The sequence below is a fragment of the Pseudooceanicola sp. HF7 genome (genome assembly GCF_011806405.1).
Lineage (GTDB): Bacteria > Pseudomonadota > Alphaproteobacteria > Rhodobacterales > Rhodobacteraceae > Pseudooceanicola.
In genome coordinates this window covers 31,529-50,280 of record NZ_JAATOW010000022.1, presented here as the reverse complement: position 1 = coordinate 50,280, position 18,752 = coordinate 31,529, and the positions used below count along the sequence as shown (strand labels likewise).

General features: G+C 64.5%; 18 protein-coding genes. 10 read left to right on the top strand and 8 right to left on the bottom strand.

Annotation, left to right across the window (positions count from 1 at the left end; translation table 11 throughout):
- Nucleotides 1-12: 12 nt before the first annotated feature.
- Both speB and HCZ97_RS13290 read right to left on the bottom strand, forming a co-directional pair.
- Nucleotides 13-975 (bottom strand): agmatinase, encoded by a 963-nt coding sequence (gene speB / locus HCZ97_RS13295; protein ID WP_167689202.1) that lies wholly within the window; start codon nt 973-975, stop codon nt 13-15.
- Between the two features lie 110 nt (nt 976-1,085).
- Complete coding sequence (locus HCZ97_RS13290) at nt 1,086-1,985, bottom strand: alpha/beta hydrolase (protein ID WP_167689201.1); 900 nt, start codon at nt 1,983-1,985, stop codon at nt 1,086-1,088.
- 244 nt (nt 1,986-2,229) lie between these two features.
- Between HCZ97_RS13290 and HCZ97_RS13285 the strand changes: the two genes are divergently transcribed.
- Complete coding sequence (locus tag HCZ97_RS13285) at nt 2,230-3,798, top strand: alkaline phosphatase (protein ID WP_167689200.1); 1,569 nt, start codon at nt 2,230-2,232, stop codon at nt 3,796-3,798.
- A gap of 372 nt (nt 3,799-4,170) precedes the next feature.
- Nucleotides 4,171-5,088 (top strand): DMT family transporter, encoded by a 918-nt coding sequence (locus HCZ97_RS13280; RefSeq protein ID WP_167689199.1) that lies wholly within the window; start codon nt 4,171-4,173, stop codon nt 5,086-5,088.
- Nucleotides 5,089-5,138: 50 nt separating this feature from the next.
- Here HCZ97_RS13280 and HCZ97_RS13275 read toward each other — a convergent pair whose 3' ends face one another.
- The 5 genes from HCZ97_RS13275 to HCZ97_RS13255 form a co-directional block, all read right to left on the bottom strand.
- Nucleotides 5,139-6,494: an FAD-dependent oxidoreductase gene (locus HCZ97_RS13275; protein WP_167689198.1), complete on the bottom strand. Its 1,356-nt coding sequence runs from the start codon at nt 6,492-6,494 to the stop codon at nt 5,139-5,141.
- A 26-nt stretch (nt 6,495-6,520) separates the two neighbouring features.
- Nucleotides 6,521-7,336 carry an ABC transporter permease subunit gene (locus HCZ97_RS13270; RefSeq protein ID WP_167689197.1) on the bottom strand — a complete coding sequence of 272 codons (816 nt, stop codon included), beginning with the start codon at nt 7,334-7,336 and terminating at the stop codon, nt 6,521-6,523.
- Nucleotides 7,333-8,223 (bottom strand): ABC transporter permease subunit, encoded by an 891-nt coding sequence (locus tag HCZ97_RS13265; RefSeq protein WP_167689196.1) that lies wholly within the window; start codon nt 8,221-8,223, stop codon nt 7,333-7,335. The genes HCZ97_RS13270 and HCZ97_RS13265 overlap by 4 nt, the downstream gene beginning before the upstream one ends.
- A gap of 70 nt (nt 8,224-8,293) precedes the next feature.
- Nucleotides 8,294-9,415, bottom strand: coding sequence for an ABC transporter ATP-binding protein (locus HCZ97_RS13260; protein WP_167689195.1), 1,122 nt, complete (start codon nt 9,413-9,415; stop codon nt 8,294-8,296).
- Nucleotides 9,416-9,481: 66 nt separating this feature from the next.
- Nucleotides 9,482-10,567 (bottom strand): polyamine ABC transporter substrate-binding protein, encoded by a 1,086-nt coding sequence (locus tag HCZ97_RS13255; protein ID WP_167689194.1) that lies wholly within the window; start codon nt 10,565-10,567, stop codon nt 9,482-9,484.
- Nucleotides 10,568-10,716: 149 nt separating this feature from the next.
- Here HCZ97_RS13255 and HCZ97_RS13250 point away from each other — a divergent pair, with 149 nt between their 5' ends.
- The 8 genes from HCZ97_RS13250 to HCZ97_RS13215 all read left to right on the top strand — a co-directional run bounded on the left by HCZ97_RS13250 (nt 10,717) and on the right by HCZ97_RS13215 (nt 17,253).
- Nucleotides 10,717-11,394, top strand: coding sequence for a GntR family transcriptional regulator (locus HCZ97_RS13250; protein ID WP_167689235.1), 678 nt, complete (start codon nt 10,717-10,719; stop codon nt 11,392-11,394).
- Nucleotides 11,395-11,604: 210 nt separating this feature from the next.
- Nucleotides 11,605-12,999: an aspartate aminotransferase family protein gene (locus tag HCZ97_RS13245; protein ID WP_167689193.1), complete on the top strand. Its 1,395-nt coding sequence runs from the start codon at nt 11,605-11,607 to the stop codon at nt 12,997-12,999.
- A 252-nt stretch (nt 13,000-13,251) separates the two neighbouring features.
- A complete protein-coding gene (locus tag HCZ97_RS13240) occupies nt 13,252-13,866 on the top strand; it encodes a ribonuclease D (RefSeq protein ID WP_167689192.1) in 615 nt (204 codons plus the stop codon).
- 6 nt (nt 13,867-13,872) lie between these two features.
- Nucleotides 13,873-14,529 (top strand): hypothetical protein, encoded by a 657-nt coding sequence (locus HCZ97_RS13235; RefSeq protein ID WP_167689191.1) that lies wholly within the window; start codon nt 13,873-13,875, stop codon nt 14,527-14,529.
- Nucleotides 14,526-15,026: an LptA/OstA family protein gene (locus tag HCZ97_RS13230; RefSeq protein ID WP_368484375.1), complete on the top strand. Its 501-nt coding sequence runs from the start codon at nt 14,526-14,528 to the stop codon at nt 15,024-15,026. The genes HCZ97_RS13235 and HCZ97_RS13230 overlap by 4 nt, the downstream gene beginning before the upstream one ends.
- Nucleotides 15,027-15,029: 3 nt before the next feature.
- The gene (gene lptB / locus HCZ97_RS13225; RefSeq protein WP_167689190.1) at nt 15,030-15,782 is read left to right on the top strand and encodes an LPS export ABC transporter ATP-binding protein; all 753 of its coding nucleotides are present in this window, start codon (nt 15,030-15,032) and stop codon (nt 15,780-15,782) included.
- A 406-nt stretch (nt 15,783-16,188) separates the two neighbouring features.
- Complete coding sequence (raiA, locus tag HCZ97_RS13220) at nt 16,189-16,758, top strand: ribosome-associated translation inhibitor RaiA (protein ID WP_167689189.1); 570 nt, start codon at nt 16,189-16,191, stop codon at nt 16,756-16,758.
- A 30-nt stretch (nt 16,759-16,788) separates the two neighbouring features.
- The gene (locus HCZ97_RS13215) at nt 16,789-17,253 is read left to right on the top strand and encodes a PTS sugar transporter subunit IIA (RefSeq protein ID WP_167689188.1); all 465 of its coding nucleotides are present in this window, start codon (nt 16,789-16,791) and stop codon (nt 17,251-17,253) included.
- Nucleotides 17,254-17,332: 79 nt separating this feature from the next.
- On the opposite strand, the gene HCZ97_RS13210 is transcribed toward HCZ97_RS13215, so the two are convergent.
- On the bottom strand, nt 17,333-18,748 hold the full coding sequence (locus HCZ97_RS13210) for a sulfotransferase domain-containing protein (RefSeq protein WP_167689187.1): 1,416 nt from the start codon (nt 18,746-18,748) through the stop codon (nt 17,333-17,335).
- Nucleotides 18,749-18,752: the final 4 nt, after the last annotated feature.

Here is an 18,752-nt window from a genome sequence, read left to right as displayed (position 1 = left end):
GCCCCCATCGCCCTACCGCCCCTCCGCCATGACGCAGAGAAGTTCGAACATCAAGCTCACCGCCAGCCAGGCCGTTCCGCCGCTCGCATCGAAGGGCGGAGAGACCTCGACCAGGTCCGCGCCCACGATGTCCAGCCCCGAGAGCGCCCGCACCACCTGCTGCGCCTGGTAGCTGTTCGGCCCACCGACCTCCGGCGTGCCCGTGCCCGGCGCAAAGGCCGGGTCGACGAAATCGATGTCGTAGGACACGTAGGTCGGCGCGTCGCCCACCACCGCGCGGGCCTGGGCCATGACATCCGCGATGCCACGGTCGAACAACTCGTCTATCGTGACGATCGTCACGCCCTGGGCGCGGCCCCATTCGACGTCCTCGAAATCGCCGTAGACCGGCCCGCGGATGCCGATCTGGATGACCCGGGCGGGGTCCAGCAGCCCTTCCTCGATCGCGCGGCGGAAGGGGGTGCCATGGGTGTACTTGTCGCCGTCGAAATAGCTGTCGTTCAGATCCGTGTGGCTGTCGAAATGCACCATGCCCAGCGGCCCCTTCCTGGCCAGGGCGCGCAGCACCGGCAGGCTGATCAGGTGATCGCCCCCCGCCGTCAGCGGCCGGATCCCCTGGGCGACGATCCCGTCGTAGAACCGCTCCACCCGGCCCAGTGTTGCCTGCACATCCGTCGGGTTCACCGGCACATCGCCCAGGTCCGCGCAATTGCAGGCCTCGAAGGGTTTCACCCGGCTCACCGGATGGGTCGAGCGGATCATGGTCGACAGGTCCCGCATCTGGCGCGGGCCGTGACGGGCGCCGGGGCGGTTGGTGGTGCCGGTGTCCCAAGGCACGCCGATCAGCCCGATCTGCACCCCCTCTGCCCCCGCCTGTTCCGGAGCGATCACAGGCAGGCGCATGAAACTGGGAATCCCGGCGAAACGGGGCAGGTCCATGCCCGAAACGGGCTGGAAACGACGGGTATCACTCATGAGGCTGGCCTTTCTTGCTGTCTGCCAACTCTGGGCCGGGCCTCCGCCACGATCAAGCCAAAGCCGCCCGGATCCAGCCCGCACCTGCGCAACGGCCCCGTCGGTGCCCCTTAGCCGGTCACCCGCTGATGCAGCGCCAGGGCCTCATCGACAGAGGGGGAGATCAGCCCGCCATGGGTGAGCTCGGGAAAGACCTTGTGACGGACCGACAGCCCCCGCAGGCCCTGTAACTGCGCGGCCACCCGCGGCGTGACACTGCGCCGGGACGAACTGCCAGGGCGGCTGCTGGCCCCGCCGCTCATCAGCAACAGCTCGACCGGGCGCTCCAGACCATGCCCCCCGGCGCGCACGCCCCCGGCAAAGGCCCCTGCCTCGCGGTAGGCCTCTCCGCCGTTCCACCAGGTCGACGGATCCGCCAGCGCCAGCGCCCGGAAGGCCCCCGGCGCGGTAAACAGCAGGTGCAGCCCGAACAGCCCGCCCAGCGAATGGCCATGCAGCGTGCGCGCACCGGGGTCGAGCGGCAGCTCCTCCTGCAGGCGCGGCAGCAACGCCGTCAGGATCATGTCGGCGAAGTCCTCCCGCCCGCCGGTCTCATGCCGGCCCCACATCTGCGCCTCGCTGCCCGGCGCCACCAGCGCCGGAGAGGTCAGATCACGCCAGCGCCGCGCCAGGTCCAGCCGCGCCTTGGTCGGATAACCGATCCCCACCAGCACCACCGGGGCCGCCTTTGGCAAACGGTGCCAGAACATCGGAAAGCTGGCATTGCCATCCAGCGCGAAGATCGCCGAATAGCCCTGGGGCGGCGGCGGCCCTTCCGGCAGGCCGACCTGGATGCGCCAGGGGGCCTCCGCCGGGCCGATGTCGAAGCGGCTGACGCGGGGATCGCGGATCACCTCCGCCGGGGTCGCCTTGCGGGAGGGGCGCGAAGATTGGGACGACGATTGGGACAACGCGGGGCTGGCCAGCAGGGCAGCACCACCGGCCAGCACGGCACGGCGCGTAAGAGACATGGGTTTCTCCTTGCGGGGCTGTCTGGCTGGATCTGGCTGACGGTCCGCCAGAGGTAGCAGAGCCCCCGGAACCGGACAAGACCCCGCCCAGCGCAAGCCACCCTTGGCTTTTCCCGCGATTTCAGCGGGATGGCAGCGCACCGCCGGTTACGAAACCGTGACCTAAGCTTCATCAAACAGACAGGGGATCGTCGCATTCACCGGGCATGTCAGCGCCACCATTCACATGTTCCAAGGATCCCCCATGGCCAAGCTAATCCAGCCGCGGCTCACCCGCCGCACGCTGCTCGCCAGCTCTGCAGCGGCTGCTGCCTCCCTTGCTATGCCCGCGATCTCGCGCGCGGCCACCCGCCCGGCCTTCACCCACGGCGTGCAATCGGGCGATGTCTCTGCCAGCTCCGGCATGATCTGGACCCGCACGGACCGCCCCGCCCGCGTCGCGATGGAGGTTTCGACCACCGAAAGCTTCAAGAACGCCCGCGCCCTGGCCCCGCTCTATGCCGATCCCACCGGCGATTTCACGATCAAGCGCCTGGTCGAGGGGTTGCCCGCGGACCAGGAGGTCTTCTACCGCTTCATCGCCACCGACCTGACCGACACCAACGCGGTCTCCGAACCGATCACGGGCAAGTTCCGCACCGCTCCCGCCGGGCGCCGCGACGTGCGCTTCGTCTGGTCCGGCGACACCGTGGGCCAGGGCTACGGCATCGATGACGAGGGCATGCGCACCTATGCCACCATGACCCAGCATGAGCCGGACTTCTTCATCCACTCCGGCGACACGATCTATGCCGACGGCCCGCTGCACACCGAAGAGGTGACCGCAGCCGATGGCATGACCTGGAAGAACCGGATCCTGACCGAAGAGAAATCAAAGGTCGCCGAAACCCTGGACGAATTCCGCGGCCAGTGGAAATACAACATGCTGGACGAACACGTGCTGGCCATGAACGCCGCCGTGCCCACCTTCTACCAATGGGACGATCACGAGGTGACCAACAACTGGGCCGCCAACGAGATCCTGCCGGATGCCTATACCGAACGGAACGTCTGGACCCTGGCCGCCCGCTCCGCCCGCGCCTTCCATGAGATGACGCCGATCTCCTACACCCCGGCAGAGCCCGGCCGGATCTATCGCAAGATGTCCTACGGCCCGATGCTGGACATCTTCTTCCTCGACCTGCGCAGCTACCGCGGCCCGAACACCGATGGCATGCAGGACCAGATCACGCCCGAAAGCCAGATCCTGGGCGCCGCCCAGCTGGAATGGCTGAAACGGGAACTGGCCAAGTCCACCGCCACCTGGAAGGCCATCGCCTGCGACATGCCCATCGGCCTGGTCGTCTGGGACAAGGTCAAGGACGAGATGCGCGTCGAAGCCGTCTCCAACGGGGACAACGGCGCCCCCAAGGGTCGCGAGCTCGAATTCGCGGAGCTGCTGCGCTTCATCAAGACCGCTGGCATCGAGAACACCGTCTGGTTCACCGCCGATGTCCACTATACCGCGGCGCATTACTACAACCCGGACAAGGCCCAGTTCCAGGACTTCGACCCCTTCTGGGAATTCGTCTCCGGCCCGCTGCACGCCGGCACCTTCGGCCCCAACAAGCTGGATGCCACCTTCGGCCCGGAAGAGCGCTTCGTGAAGGCCCCGCCGGAAGGCCAGGTCAACCTGCCGCCCTCCTCGGGCATGCAGTTCTTCGGCATCGTCGACATCGACGGCGCCACCCAGCAGATGACCGTCCGCCTGATGGACCGCGCCGACCAGGAACTCTGGTCCATCACCCTCGACCCCAAGGGCCCCGGCCTCTGATCCAGACCCGAAAGGGGGCCCCCACCGGCCCCCTTTCTCTCCCCTTCCCCTTTCTTCTTGCCGAAAAACTCCCGCCGGAGGCCCCCACCCGCCAAGGGACGCCACGCCTGCGATCGGTCTCCTGCCCCGGCAAGCGGCGAAGGCGCACCTCTGCAAGACTGCACATAACAAACCCCTACCCCCCCGCGCGCTGCGCACCGACGTGATACCGACGTCATACCGACGCGAAACAGACGCCGCACCGACGGTGCTTTTGCCCCGGATTCCCCCTCTGCATGAGCGCACAGGCGCGCCTTGCAACCACGCCCCTGCAATTGACCTTTGTCCATCCATGCCGGAGGCTGCCGCGACCCCAGGCCGCCCGAGGATTCAATGCAGCCGCTCAAAGGCATCGCCTACAAGCTCATCGCCGTCATCTGCTTCATCGGCATGAGTTCCCTCATCAAGGCCTCCACCCCCCATGTCCCCCCGGGAGAGGCGGTCTTCTTCCGCTCCATCTTTGCCCTGCCGATCATCTTCGGCTGGCTCGCCGCCCGCGGAGACCTCTCCACCGGCATGAAGGTGGCCAATCCCATGGCCCATGTCTGGCGCGGATTTATCGGAACCACCTCAATGGGTTGCGGCTTCGCGGCCCTGGCCTTCCTGCCCCTGCCCGAGGTCACGGCGCTCAATTACACCATGCCGCTGCTGGTGGTGGTCTTCGCCGCGATGTTCCTTGGCGAAAAGGTCGGCGTCTTACGCATCGGCGCGGTGGCGCTTGGCCTTTTCGGCGTGACCGTGGTGCTGGAACCGCGTGTCACCACTTTCGGCGGCGACCCCGTCCAGGCCACCCAGGCCATCGGCGCCTTCCTGGTGCTCTTCGGGGCCACCTGCGGCGCCCTGGCCCAGGTCCACATCCGCAATATGGTGAAAACAGAGCAAACTTCGGCGATCGTCTTCTGGTTCTCCGTCACCGCCACGGTGATGTCGCTCTTCACCATCCCCTTCGGCTGGGTCCTGCCCACCCCCTGGGAGGCAACAGCCCTCATCCTGGCCGGCCTGCTCGGCGGCGTGGGGCAGATCTTCCTGACCTCCTCCTACCGCTTCGCGGATGCCAGCCTGGTGGCGCCCTTCGACTATGCCTCGATGATCTTCGCCCTGCTCATCGGCTATTTCGCCTTCGGAGAAGTGCCGACAGTTCAAATGCTTGCCGGTGCCGCGATCATCATCACCGCCGGGGTCATCATCCTGCTGCGCGAACGCCACCTGGGCCTGCAACGGGCCCGCGCGCAAGCCGCGAAATCGCCCTGAACCGCCTCTGCGGCCCAGACCCGCAACCCGGACCCTGCAACCCGGACTCGTCAGTTGTTCAGGATCTTCGCCCCGGCATATTCCGCCATCAGGTAGCCCCGCCGGAGCGGCGCGAAGGGGAAGCGCGGCGGCGGCGCGGCAAAGGCCTTTGGCAGCAGGGCCTGCGGGGCCCGGCCAAGCGCCAGGTCCGCCAGGATCGCGCCGGTATAGCTGCCCATGGCCACGCCGTTGCCGTGGTAGCCGAAGCCCGCAAAGACCCCCTCCATCCCCGGCACCGGCCCGCAAAAGGGCGTCAGAGACGCCGTCAGGCAGACCATCCCGGACCAGTGATGCGGGCTTTCCACGTGCCGCCAGGCGGGGAAGGCCGCCTCGAAATCGGCACGCACCGTGGCCGCCACCTTGGCTTCGTTCGCCGCAGATGACAGAAGCGCCCCGCGCTGGCCAAAGACCATGCGGCCATCGGGCGTCAGGTGGAAGTAATGCAGCAGCTTGCGATCTTCGTAAGCCATTTGCCGCGAAGTATAATTCTGCGCCTTCAGCTCATCCTCGGTCATCCGCCGGGTGGTCAGGACAGAGCTTTGCGCAGGCAGGAAGCGCCCCCGCAGCCAGGGCAGAAGCGTCTCTGCCGTGTAGCCGTTGGTGGCGACGATCACCCGGTCGGCCTCGATCCGGGCAGAGGGGGTGACCAGCACCTGCTTGCCCCCCTCTTGGGAAAGCGAAAGCACCGGGCTGGCGCCGTGGATCCGCGCCCCGGCGCCATGGGCGGCAGCCACCAGCCCGGCCAGGTACTTGCGCGGGTGCAGGGCAAAGCCCAGCGGCGTGTGCAGCCCCCCGTACCAGCCGGGGGAATACAGCCCCTCTGCCGCCAGGTCCGCGCGTTCGATGATCCGTGCCTCTGCGCCGAAATCACGCGTAAATTCATCGGCATGGCGGCGCAGGGCCTCCATGGCGCGGGGCGAATGGGCCAGCACGACCTCGCCCTCGGAATGGCGGTCGACATCGATGCCGAAGCGCCCAATCAGGGCCTCCACATGGGCGATGGCGGCGGCTTCGGCCTGGCGCACCTCTGACGGGCCATCGGGCCCGAAGCGGCGCAAGCGGGCATCGCTGGCACGGTGCGAGCCAAGGCAGCAGAACCCCCCGTTGCGCCCGGAGGCACCGAAGCCCGGGAACTCCGCATCCAGCAGCATCACGTCCTGGCCCGCCTCTGCCAGTGCCAGCGCGGCGTTGAGCCCGGTGTAGCCCCCGCCGACCACCGCCACCCGGCAAGCGGCCCGCCCCTGCACCGGCGCATGGGCCAGCGCCGCTTCCGGCACCGCCTCTGCCCAGTAGCAATGTTCGATCGGGCCGCGGGTATAGGCGAAATCGCCGTAGATGCGGCGGGGGGATGTGCGGGTATCAGTCACGGAATTGGGTCTTTCGATTGCTCAGGTCAGCCGTGGAAGGCGTCCCTTTCTTCCTGCTGTTGGCGCACCGTAGCCCGTTTCGACATGATGGAGAAGATCACCACCCCGAAAGCCACGATCCCGATCATGATCGTCGACAAGGCGTTGATTTCCGGGGAAACCCCAAGCCGCACCGCAGAGAAGATCTTCATCGGCAAGGTGGTGGAGGACGGCCCCGCCGCGAAGCTGGAGATCACCAGGTCATCCAGCGACAGCGTGAAGGCCAGCAACCAACCGGAAATGACCGCCGGCGCGATGATCGGTAGGGTCACAAGGCGGAAAGCCTGCCAGGGCGTGCAGCCCAAGTCCAGCGCGGCTTCCTCCAGCGAGGTGTCGAAGCTGGACAGGCGCGAGGACACGACGACAGAGACATAGCACATGCAGAAGGTCGTATGGGCCAGCACGATGGTGAAGACCCCGCGATCCACGCCCAGCCCGATGAAGAGCAGCAGCAGCGACAGGCCGGTGATCACGTCCGGCATCACCAGCGGCGCGTAGATCATGCCGGAAAACACCGTCCGGCCCAGGAAGCGGCCCAGCCGGATCAGCACGAAGGCCGCCATGGTGCCCAGCACCGTTGCCAGCGTGGAAGAGATCACCGCGACCTTCAGCGTCACAAGGGCCGCATCCAGGAAGGCCTCGTTGCGGAACAGCTCTCCGTACCACTTGGTCGAGAACCCCGCCCAGACCGTCACCAGCTTTGAGGCGTTGAAGCTGTAGAAGACCAGGATGACCATCGGCAGGTACAGGAAGGCCAGCCCGAACGTCAGCGAGACCAGGTTGAAACCGGACATGCGTCTCATTGTTCGGCCTCCCGCTGTTTCTGCTCATTGCGCTGGAACAGGATGATCGGAATGATCAGGATCGCCAGCAGCACCACGGCCACGGCCGAGGCCACGGGCCAGTCGCGGTTGTTGAAGAATTCCTCCCACAGGACCTTGCCGATCATCAGCGTCTGCGATCCGCCCAGCAGCGACGGGATGACGAATTCGCCAAGCGCCGGGATGAAGACCAGGAAGCAGCCCGCGATGATGCCGGGTTTGGACAGCGGCACGGTCACCCGCCAGAAGGCAGAGGTGCGCGTGCAGCCCAGGTCCTCGGCCGCTTCCAGCAGGGAATCGTCCAGCTTTTCCAGCGTCGAATAGACCGGCAGGATCATGAAGGGCAGGTAGGTGTAGACGATCCCGATATAGACCGCGATCTCCGTGTTCATGATCTGGAGAGGTTCGTTGATTATCCCTGTCCACATCAGGAAATTGTTCAGCAGCCCCGTGTTCGACAGGATCCCCATCCAGGAATAGACGCGGATCAGGAAGGAGGTCCAGAACGGCAGGATCACCAGCATCATCAGCGTCGGGCGCCATTCACGCGGGGCAGAGGCCATGCCGTAGGCAATCGGAAAGCCGATCGCCAGGGTGAACAGGGTCGAGACCAGCGCGATCTTGAGCGACGACAGGTAAGCGCGCCAGTACAGCTCGTCCGTGGTCAGGAAGAAGAAGTTCTCGAAATCGAGTTCGGAGAAGAACGCCTTGATCCCCGCCAGCCCCGCCGACAGGTCAAGCTGCGGCATGTAGGGCGGCCGGGCCAGCGCCACGTCCGAAAGAGAGATCTTGATGACGATCAGGAAGGGCACCAGGAACAGCGCCAGCAGCCACAGGTAGGGCAGCGCGATCAGGATCAGGCGGCGCATGCGGTCCTCCCCTGGATCGGAACGGCGCGTTCAGGGGTGCTTGGACGGGAAAAAGCAGCCTCTCCCATGATCAGCGCTCCAGCACGATGGCGGCGGTATCGGTCCAGGACAACCAGACCTTGTCTTCCCAGGTAAAGGCGCGGCGACCGATGCGGCGGGTGTTGGTGGCAGAGGCCTTGATCACATGGCCCGTGGGCAGCTTCACGTGGTAGGTGGAGATATTGCCAAGGTAGCCGATATCCAGGATTTCGCCCTGCACCTTGTTGGCGACCTCGGGCTCTTCGGCGGAAATGGTGATCTTTTCCGGGCGGATGGCCAGGAAGCACTTCTGGTCCTTCTGAAGCAGCGCCTGGGTCGTGGCGACCAGCGGAGAGGCCCCCTCGGCCCAGGAGACAAGCACCTTGTCACCGGTCTGGGAGGCAGCCCCCTCGATGATGTTCACGTCCCCGATGAAATCGGCCACGTAGACGGAATTGGGCGTTTCGTAGATGCGATCCGGGGTGGCGACCTGCACAAGCTGCCCTTCGTCCATGACCGCCACGCGGGAGGCAACGGTCATCGCCTCTTCCTGGTCGTGGGTGACGATGACGAAGGTGGTGCCGGTCTTTTCCTGGATGTCCATCAGCTCGAACTGGGTTTCCTCGCGCAGCTTGCGGTCAAGCGCGCCAAGGGGTTCGTCCAGCAGAAGCAGCTTGGGCGCCTTGGCCAGCGACCGGGCAAGCGCCACGCGCTGGCGCTGGCCGCCGGACAGCTGGTGCGGCTTGCGGCGGGCGAACTTGTCCAGCCGGGTCAGGCGGATCATGTCGGCCACGCGGGTTTCGATCGTGGCCTTGTCGGCGCCTTCCCGGCGCAGACCGAAGGCGATGTTGTCCCAGACCGACAGGTGCGGGAACAGCGCGTAGCTCTGGAACATCATGTTCACCGGGCGCTTGTTGGGCGGCGTGTCGACGATGTCCTCTCCGCCCAGCAGGATCTGGCCGGAGGTGGGCTTCTCGAACCCGGCAAGCATCCGCATCAGCGTGGTCTTGCCACACCCCGATGGCCCGAGCAGGGCAAAGAACTCCTGGCCGTAGATATCCAGGTCTATATTCGCGATCGCGGTAAAATCGCCGAACTTTTTGGTGACGTTCCTGAATTGGATCAGGGGCTTCTCACCGGGGTCTTCCCACGGCGCGAATACGGTCTGAGGCATGAGGCTTTCCGTTGTTCGACGGGTTGCGCCCGCGCCGGGATACGGCACGGGCGTCGATTGGGGAAATCAGATCCCCGACTTGATCTTGGTCCACAGACGCGTCAGCGTCCGCTGCTCTTTCGGGCCGAAGGGGGTCACCGTGTAGAGGTTATCCAGCGTGGATTGATCCGGGTAGATCGCGGTATCCCCGATCACGTCCTCGATCAGGTATTCCTGGGACGCGAGGTTGCCGTTGGCGTAGTAGACGTAGTTCGACGCCGCCGCCATGTTCTGCGCATCCATGATGAAGTTCAGGAAGACATGCGCAGCTTCCGGGTTCGGGGCATCCACGGGAATCGCCATCTGGTCGAACCACATCAGCGCCCCTTCTTCGGGGATGTTGTAGGCGATCTCGACCCCGTTGTCGGCTTCCGCCGCACGGTCACGCGATTGAAGCACGTCACCCGACCAGCCGAAGGCCACGCAGACATCGCCGTTGGCCAGCGCGTTGATGTAATCGGAGCTGTCGAACTTCTGCACGTAGGGGCGCACGGCCATCAGCACTTCTTCGGCCTTGGCCAGGCTGTCGGCATCCTTGGCGTCCGGGTCCATGCCAAGATAGGTCAGCGCGGCCGGGATCATTTCCGTCGGCGCATCCAGGAAGTGCACGCCGCAAGAGGCCAGTTTTTCCATGTTGGCCGGATCGAAGATCAGCGACAGAGAGGTCATGGGCGCATCTTCACCCAGCACTTCGGTCACCTTGCCCACGTTCACGCCAAGGCCGGTGGTCCCCCACATGTAGTTGATGGAATACTCCCCACCGGGATCATATGGTTCAGTGCGGGTCTGGATCACGTCCCACATGTTTTCGTGGTTGGGCAGCTTGGACATGTCGAGCGGCTGGAAGGAGCCCGCCATGATCTGGCGCTGCAGGAAGGTGCCGGTCGGCACCACGACGTCATAGCCGGAGCCGCCGGCCAGCATCTTGGTTTCCAGGATCTCGTTGCTGTCGAAGACGTCGTAGATCAGCTCGATGCCGGTCTCTTCCTCGAACTTCGTCAGCAGCTCTTCGTCGATGTAGTCGGACCAGTTGTAGACATGGACCTCTTCCGCCTGAACCGCGGCGGCGGTCAGGCTGAGCAGGGCAGTCAGCGACAGGATTGGTTTCTTCATCATTTGCTCCCGTTGGAATTTGGGCTCTTTGGGCCTCAATTGACCTGAATTTGATCAAAAGACAGGGACGATGGCAATGTCCAGATGTTTTCACGGGGCATTCAACCGTGCAAGATGTACTCATGACGAGGATGACGCTGAGTGAGATGATGAATTTGCAGGCAGTGCAGGAGACCGAAGCGCAGGGCGAGGCCGCCGCGCGGCTGCCAGCCCACGAGGTTGTGTATCGCGCATTGCGTGAACGCGTGCTGTTCGGTCAGTTCGAACCGGGTCAGGCCATCACTATCCAGGGCCTCGTGGCAGAGCTGGGCGCGGGCATGACCCCGGTGCGCGAAGCCCTGCGGCGGATGATGGCCGAAGGTGCGCTGGAGTTCCGCGGCAACCGCCGGATTTCCGTCCCGGTGCTGGGTCCGGAGGACGTGGAAGAGCTGCGATTCGCCCGCCTCGCGCTAGAGCCGGAACTGGCGCGGCGCGCTTGCCGCAAGGCGACCACCGCCGATATTTCCGCGCTGGAAGAGGCAGATACACATTTGGACGAGGCGATCCGGCGCGGCAACGTGCATGACTACCTGGTACAGAACCATCACTTCCACGCGCGCCTGAACCACGTCGCCGATGCCCCCATCCTTGCCGGCATCGTCGAAGGACTCTGGCTGCGTTTCGGCCCCTCCCTGCGGGTGGTCTGCGGCCAGTTCGGCACCCGTAACCTGCCGGACATGCACAAGGATCTGATCGGCGCGATGAAGGCCCGGGATGCTGACATGGCGGCGGCCGCGATGGTCGGCGATCTCAACCAGGGCATGGACATGATCGCGCAGTCTCTCTGAGCGCAGGGATCGGGCACCCGCATCGCGCCGGCGTTGCCCGGATCATGCCATGACACCGCGATTCGATTGACAGCCCATAATTTGATCATATTCTGCGAGCAGGATTGAAAAGTCGCCCCCAGGGGGCGGATTCCGGTCGAATCGGCTACCGCCCGGCGCGCGGTTCTTTATCCCCGCCTTCCGACGACCGGACACAGAAAGGATGACGCAATGGCGACGATCACCAACCACATGCCCACGGAAGAGCTTCAGGCTCTGGACGCGGCGCACCATTTCCATCCCTTCTCGACCCAGACGGAGCTGAAGGAACGTGGCGTGCGCGTCATCACCTCTGCCAATGGGGTCTGGCTGAAGGACAGCGAAGGCCAGGATATCCTGGATGCCATGGCGGGCCTGTGGTGCGTCAACGTCGGCTATGGCCGCGAAGAACTGGTCGAGGCCGCCGCCCGCCAGATGCGCGAACTGCCCTATTATAACACCTTCTTCATGACGACCCACACGCCGGTGATCGCGCTGTCCGCCAAGCTGGCAGAGCTGGCGCCGGGCGATTTGAACCACGTGATGTATTCCTCTTCCGGGTCTGAGGCGAATGACACCAACCTGCGGCTGGTGCGCACCTACTGGGCGGAAAAGGGCAAGCCCGAGAAACAGGTGATCATCTCGCGCTGGAACGCCTATCACGGCTCTTCCGTGGGCTCCGGCTCCCTTGGCGGAATGAAGGGGATGCATGCCCAGGGCGGTCTGCCGATCCCCGGCATCCACCACATCGACCAGCCCGACTGGTGGAACGAAGGCGGCGACTTGTCGCCCGAGGACTTCGGCCTGGAGCGCGCACAGCAGCTGGAAAAGGCCATCCTGGAGCTGGGCGAGGACAAGGTCGCGGCCTTCATCGCAGAGCCGATCCAGGGTGCTGGCGGCGTGATCGTGCCCCCCGCGACCTACTGGCCCGAGATCCAGCGCATCTGTGACAAGTACGAGATCCTGCTGATCGCGGATGAGGTCATCTGCGGCTTCGGGCGCACCGGCAACTGGTTCGGCTCTGAAACCGTGGGCATCCGCCCCGACATCATGACCATCGCCAAGGGCCTGTCCTCTGGCTATCAGCCCATCGGCGGCTCGATCCTGTCGGACGAGGTCGCCGCGGTCGTCGGCGCGACCGAGTTCAACCACGGCTACACCTACTCCGGGCACCCGGTTGCGGCGGCCGTGGCGCTGGAAAACCTGCGCATCCTGGAAGAAGAAAAGATCGTCGACACCCTGCGGGAGGACACCGGCCCCTACCTGAAAGCCAGGTTCGAAGAGCTGGCCGATCATCCGATGGTGGGCGAGGCAAAGATCGTGGGGGCCATGGGCTCCATCGCGCTGACCCCGGACAAGGCCAGCCGCGCGGCCTTCAAGGCCCCCGGCGGCACGGTGGGCTACATGGTCCGCGAACGCTGCTTTGCCAACAACCTGGTGATGCGCCACGTGGGCGACCGGATGATCATCTCTCCGCCGCTGACGATCACTAAGGCGGAGATCGACCTGCTGATCGAACGGGCCCGCCTGTCGCTGGACGAGGCGATGGAAAAGGTGAAGGCCGAAGGGCTTTTCGAAAGCGCCTGAAGCAGGCGGCGTGATGCAGATCCGGTGAGACGTGAGAGGGCCCTTCGGGGCCCTTTTTCTGCACAGTCTTCCCTGCTTCGGGTGCGCCATCGGCCCTTGCGCCGGGCGTGCCCTGCACGCCCACGGGCGCAGGCCGCTCGATGCGGGCTGCGCCCGTTCCCCCGATACAGTTCCCTCTGTGCAGGTGCCGCGCCATTTGCATCCGGCACGGGGAGGCACTAATTCAGGGAAAGACAGCAGGAAAGCGCGGCCGTGACCAACCATCTTTACAAGAACGACCTGCCGGACGGGCTGGACCTTGGTCCATTCGTGGCGATCGATTGCGAGACCATGGGCTTGAACCCGCAGCGCGACCGGCTTTGCGTGGTGCAGATGTCCGGCGGTGACGGCAATGCCCATATCGTTCAGATCGAGAAGGGCCAGACAGAGGCGCCGAACCTGTGCCGAATGCTGGAAGACCCGAAGGTCCTGAAGCTTTTCCACTACGGGCGCTTCGATATCGCGGCCATGTACAACGCCTTCGGCGCGCTGGCCGCCCCGGTCTATTGCACCAAGATCGCCTCTCGGCTCGTGAGGACCTACACGGACCGGCACGGGCTGAAGAACCTGACCCAGGAGCTGATCGGCGTGGACCTGTCCAAGCAGCAGCAGATGAGCGACTGGGGCGCTGAGAAACTGACCGACGCCCAGCTTGATTACGCGGCCAGCGACGTTCTTTACCTGCACCGCCTGCGCGAGGCACTGGACAAGCGGCTGGAGCGCGAGGGCCGGACCGAGATCGCCCAGGCCTGTTTCGATTTCCTGCCCACGCGCGCCAAGCTCGACCTGGCCGGATGGCCGGATACCGACATCTTCGCCCATAGCTGACCCGTCATGGCCCTGAGCGAACGATCCCTCTCCCGCCTTGTCTCCATCCTCAAGGTGGTGCTGCCCCTGGCGGCGATCGGGATCCTCTCGACCCTGTTCCTGTTGTCCAAGCGCACGGACCCGGTCTCCACCATCCCCTTCACGACCATCGACCTGCAGGATGCCGCCCGCAGCGAACGCATCGTCGCGCCCTCTTTCGCCGGGGCGACGGAAGCCGGGGACCTGATTGCCTTTACCGCGGAAACGGCCACGCCCACCGGGGATCAGCAGATGGCGGCAGAGACGCTTTCGGCCAGGATCGACCTGACCTCCGGCCAGCAGATCACCTTCCGCGCGGATGGCGGAGAGATCGACCGCAAGGTGGACAATGCCCACCTGAGCGGCGGCGTCACGATCACCTCTTCCACCGGCTACCGGATCGAGACAGAGGTGCTGAACGCCGGCCTGACAGAGATCCGCGCCAGTTCCGAAGGCGAGATCCGCGGCAACGGTCCGCTTGGCATCTTCACCGCCGGACAGATGGCGCTGACCTCTCGCGGAGAAGAGGACAACGCCTATCTTCTTTTCACGGAGGGCGTGCACCTGATATATGAACCCGCACAGGGGTCCGAAGACGGCAACGCCCCCGCCGCGATCCAAGATGACTTGCCCGACGAGGAGTGACCGTGAAGACCCTGAAGATTTTCGCGCGCAGCCTGCGCCTTGCGCCGCTCCTTCTTGTCGCCACCATTGCCTCTGCCCAGACGCAGCTTGGCTTTGGCGCGGCGGGTGACACCTCTGCCCCGATCGAGGTCAACTCGGATCAGCTTTCGGTCGATCAGGCCGATGGATCGGCCGTTTTCGACGGCAATGTCCGCATCGCCCAGAACGAGATGCGCCTCTCCGCCACCCAGGTGAAGGTTCACTACGATGAGGCCGGCGAGCAGATCAGCCGCCTTGAAGCCACCGGACAGGTCCTGCTGGTCAGCGGTGAGGACACCGCAGAGGCAGAGGCCGCCGATTACGACGTGGTCAGCGGCACGATCATGATGCGGGGCAATGTCATGCTTTTGCGCGGTCCGGCCGTGGTCACCTCTGACCGGATGCAGGTGGACCTGACCTCTGGCACCGCGCGGCTGGACGGCAATGTGCGCACCGTGCTTCAGCAAGGGAAAGACTGATCCATGGCGGATCTCTCTGTCACCGAAAGCGCGCATGGCCTGCAGATCGAAGGCCTGCGCAAGGCCTACAAGAAGCGCGTCGTGATCCGGGATGTCTCCATGACGCTGGACCGGGGAGAGGTCGTTGCGCTGCTGGGGCCCAATGGCTCCGGCAAGACCACGACCTTTTACGCCATCGCCGGGCTGGTGCGGAACGAAGGTGGACGCGTCAAGCTGGACGGGACAGATGTGACCGGCCTGCCGATGTACCGCCGCGCGAAGCTGGGAATCGGCTACCTGCCGCAGGAAATGTCGATTTTCCGGGGCCTGAACGTCGAAGACAACATCGCCGCGATCCTCGACATCACGCATTCGGACCGCCACAAGCGCCGCGAGCGCCTGGAAGAGCTGCTGTCGGAATTCTCCATCGAACACCTGCGGCGCGCGCCTGCCCTTGCCCTGTCCGGCGGCGAACGGCGGCGGGTGGAGATCGCGCGCTGTCTTGCGGCCGATCCCAAGTACCTGCTGCTGGATGAGCCCTTCGCGGGGGTCGATCCGATCTCTGTCGCGGATATCCGGCACCTGGTCGCTGATCTGAAGAAGCGCGGTATCGGGGTGCTGATCACCGATCACAACGTCCGCGAGACCCTGGCCATCGTGGACCGCGCCTATATCCTTCATGACGGCAAGGTGCTGATGTCCGGCACCCCGGACGAGGTGGTGATGAACGACAACGTCCGCCGCGTCTACCTGGGCGATAACTTCCGCATCAGCTGAGGGGCCCGCCCCCGCCGCGCCGTCACACCGCAGCGCGATCGCTGGCTGCGTCATGCGACATCTTGCTCTTGTAACGCTTATGTTTCCCAGCGGAAGCTCACCCAGGGCGGGTATGACGCCACAGCCTATCCCGTTGATATGAAAACAAAAAGCGGTATTCCGCCGACAATCGGCGAAGTTAGTCTTTGGAAAGGCTGAGCACCGGAATTCGTTGACAGTTGCGCCCGACTCCCGATCAAATGGAGTCATGACAGTTTCGCGGCACCCTCATGAAGCTTTCACTCCCCGCCTCGGCGGTTTCGAGCGTGAAGATGCTGCGACCCTGTCATACTTCCGCAGCATTCGGATCTGACGTTCCGGCGACCAGTCGCCGGGAGACGCCCGAATTGTCATGAAAGGAGACGGAATGCGCTACCAGATTGCCGGAAAACAGATCGATATCGGTGATGCCCTGCAGGAGCACGTGAGAACGGAGCTCGATGCCGTGATGGAGAAATACGCCCAACGGCCGACCGATGCGAACGTGACATTTTCCAAGTCCGCGCATGAGTTCATTTGTGAAACCACGGTGCATCTATCCTCTGGGCTGACCGCCCAGTCCAAGGGACGCGCCCCCGAGATCTACGCCGCCCTAGACGACAGCTGTGAAAAGATGGAGAAGCAGATCCGCCGATACAAGCGTCGGTTGAAAGATCACCACAAAACACGGGCGGAGCCTGTTGAACTTCTGGGAGCCTCCTCTTATATCCTCGCCTCGGATCAGGAAGGCGAGGAATCGGAACCCGATACGCTGCAGCCGGTTATCGTTGCAGAGATGGAAACACAGATCCCGTCGCTTTCGGTCGGAGAGGCCGTCATGCAGATGGAGCTCGCCGGGGCGCCTGTGCTGGTCTTTCGCAATGAAGGCAAGGACGGGGTGAACGTGGTCTATCGGCGTGACGACGGGAACATTGGCTGGATCGATCCAAGGAACTGAAATCCCAATCGAAGAACAGTCGAGAGCGGTATGAAACTGTCACAGATTATCAAGCCCGATGCGATCAAGGTGATCTCGTCGGCATCCAGCAAGAAGCGACTCTTGCAGGATGTCGGGGATCTGGCGCATTCGGCCTACGACCTGGAGCAGGATCTGGTGGTTGAAGCCCTGCTGGACCGCGAAAGCCTTGGTCCGACGGGTGTCGGCCATGGTGTCGCTTTGCCCCACGCAAGGATGAAGGGGATCGAACAGGTCTCCGGCATCTTCCTGCGGCTGGAAAAGCCCGTGGATTTCTCCTCGGTCGACCGGCAGCCGGTGGATATCGTCTTTGCGCTCTTCGCACCCGAAGAGGCCGGGGTTGAACACCTCAAGGCGCTGGCACTGGTGTCCCGCACCCTGCGCGACTCCACGCTGTGCAAGAAGCTGAGGGCCAATGCGGACCCCGCGACCCTTCATGCCATCCTGATTGCCGAACAGGACATGAAGGCCGCCTGAGACGGCACCGCCGCTCGCATGAGACAACAAGGGGCCCTGAGGGGCCCCTTTTCGTGTTCAAGCGCTTCTTGGATCGCGGCTAGCCCTTCCAGGGGCCGAAGCCGAACATCACGTAGTCGCGCTGGTAGACCTCGGCGGCCTTGGCCTCCACTTCGGGGGAATAGATATCCGCCAGCGCGTAGGGCTGCTCTGGCCCGGTCGGAGAGGGCCCGCTGTTCAGCCCGCCAAGGGCCGTTGAAAGCGCTGGCAGGACGCTCTGCATGTCATCCTCCCGGACCAGGACATCGGGCAGGGCAAACTGGGCCATCCCCTCCAGCACCGCGCTTTGGGTCGCCCAATGGGCATCGACGCGGATCTCTGTCTGCCCGGCCAGGTTCGCGCCCAGGAAATCAAGGAAGCCCAGGAAGGCGGCCCGGTGCTCTGCCGCGCTGGCGGGAAGCTCGCCCGGCTTGGGAAGCGGGACCTTGTAGCGCTGGATCAGGGTCTTGCGGATTTCTGAAAAGGTGCCCGGCCCGGTCGCCAGGATCTTCTGACAGAACACAGCATGGGCGCGGGCCAACGGATGGCGCAGCACGGTAAAGCTACGATGCCCGGGGTTGGCCCGCTTCCATTTCCGGAGTTCCTTCTGCGAGAAGTCGCGCAGTGGCTCGCCCCCCTTCGGACCGATGGAGGCCAGCCATGCGGCAACCTGGTCTTCCGGCCCGCCCCGCATCGGCATGTAGAGCAGCGGCAGATCAGACGCCGCGACGAAACTGGGCACCTGGGGGCCGCGGCGGGGCTCGAAGTTCGGGGTGCGGTTCAGGTTGAAACGATCCAGCTTCGCCAGCGCCGCCTGCATGTCCTCGGGGTTGGTGACCTTGTCATCGACGGGACCGGGGTTCTGGATCTTCAGCGACTGGTCCAGCGCCGGCAGACGCGCCTCTGCCCCCAGGTAGGCCGCGAGGCCGTTGAACATCTCAAGATCCTGCAGATCCTCGTAGGCAAGATGGAAGGCCGCCTGCCCCGCATGTTGCAGCCCCCGCGTGAGCTGTACCTGGAAATCCTGCAGGCGGGTCAGGAAGCGGGTGAACTCTGCCGCGTCGAACGTCACCTTTTCGGCCCGGCGCCGGCGGACATCGGTCAGCTTCCACTGGTCCGTGGCCCGCGCGATCTTCCAGCTGACGTAGCTGTCCAGCGGATTGCGGATCAGCACCACCTTGGCACACCGCGGATCCTGCATGACCAGCTCGAAGACACGCGGGTCATGGTCATGGAAATAGCGAAAGCCGTTCAGCCCCGGTGCCGCACGCAGCGCGTCCAGCATCACGGCAGGGTCGGCATCCCGCTCAGCCTTCCCGATACCCAGGCATTCGCTGCGGTTCGGGTATCCGATGAAATGCGGGTTAAACACCTCTCCGAGGCAAGCGACGCCGTCGAGCGCGTTCAGGTTGGCCTCAAGGAAGTTGGAGCCTGTCCGCATCTCTGCAAAGACGATGAAATAGTCGTAGTCCGGCATCGGG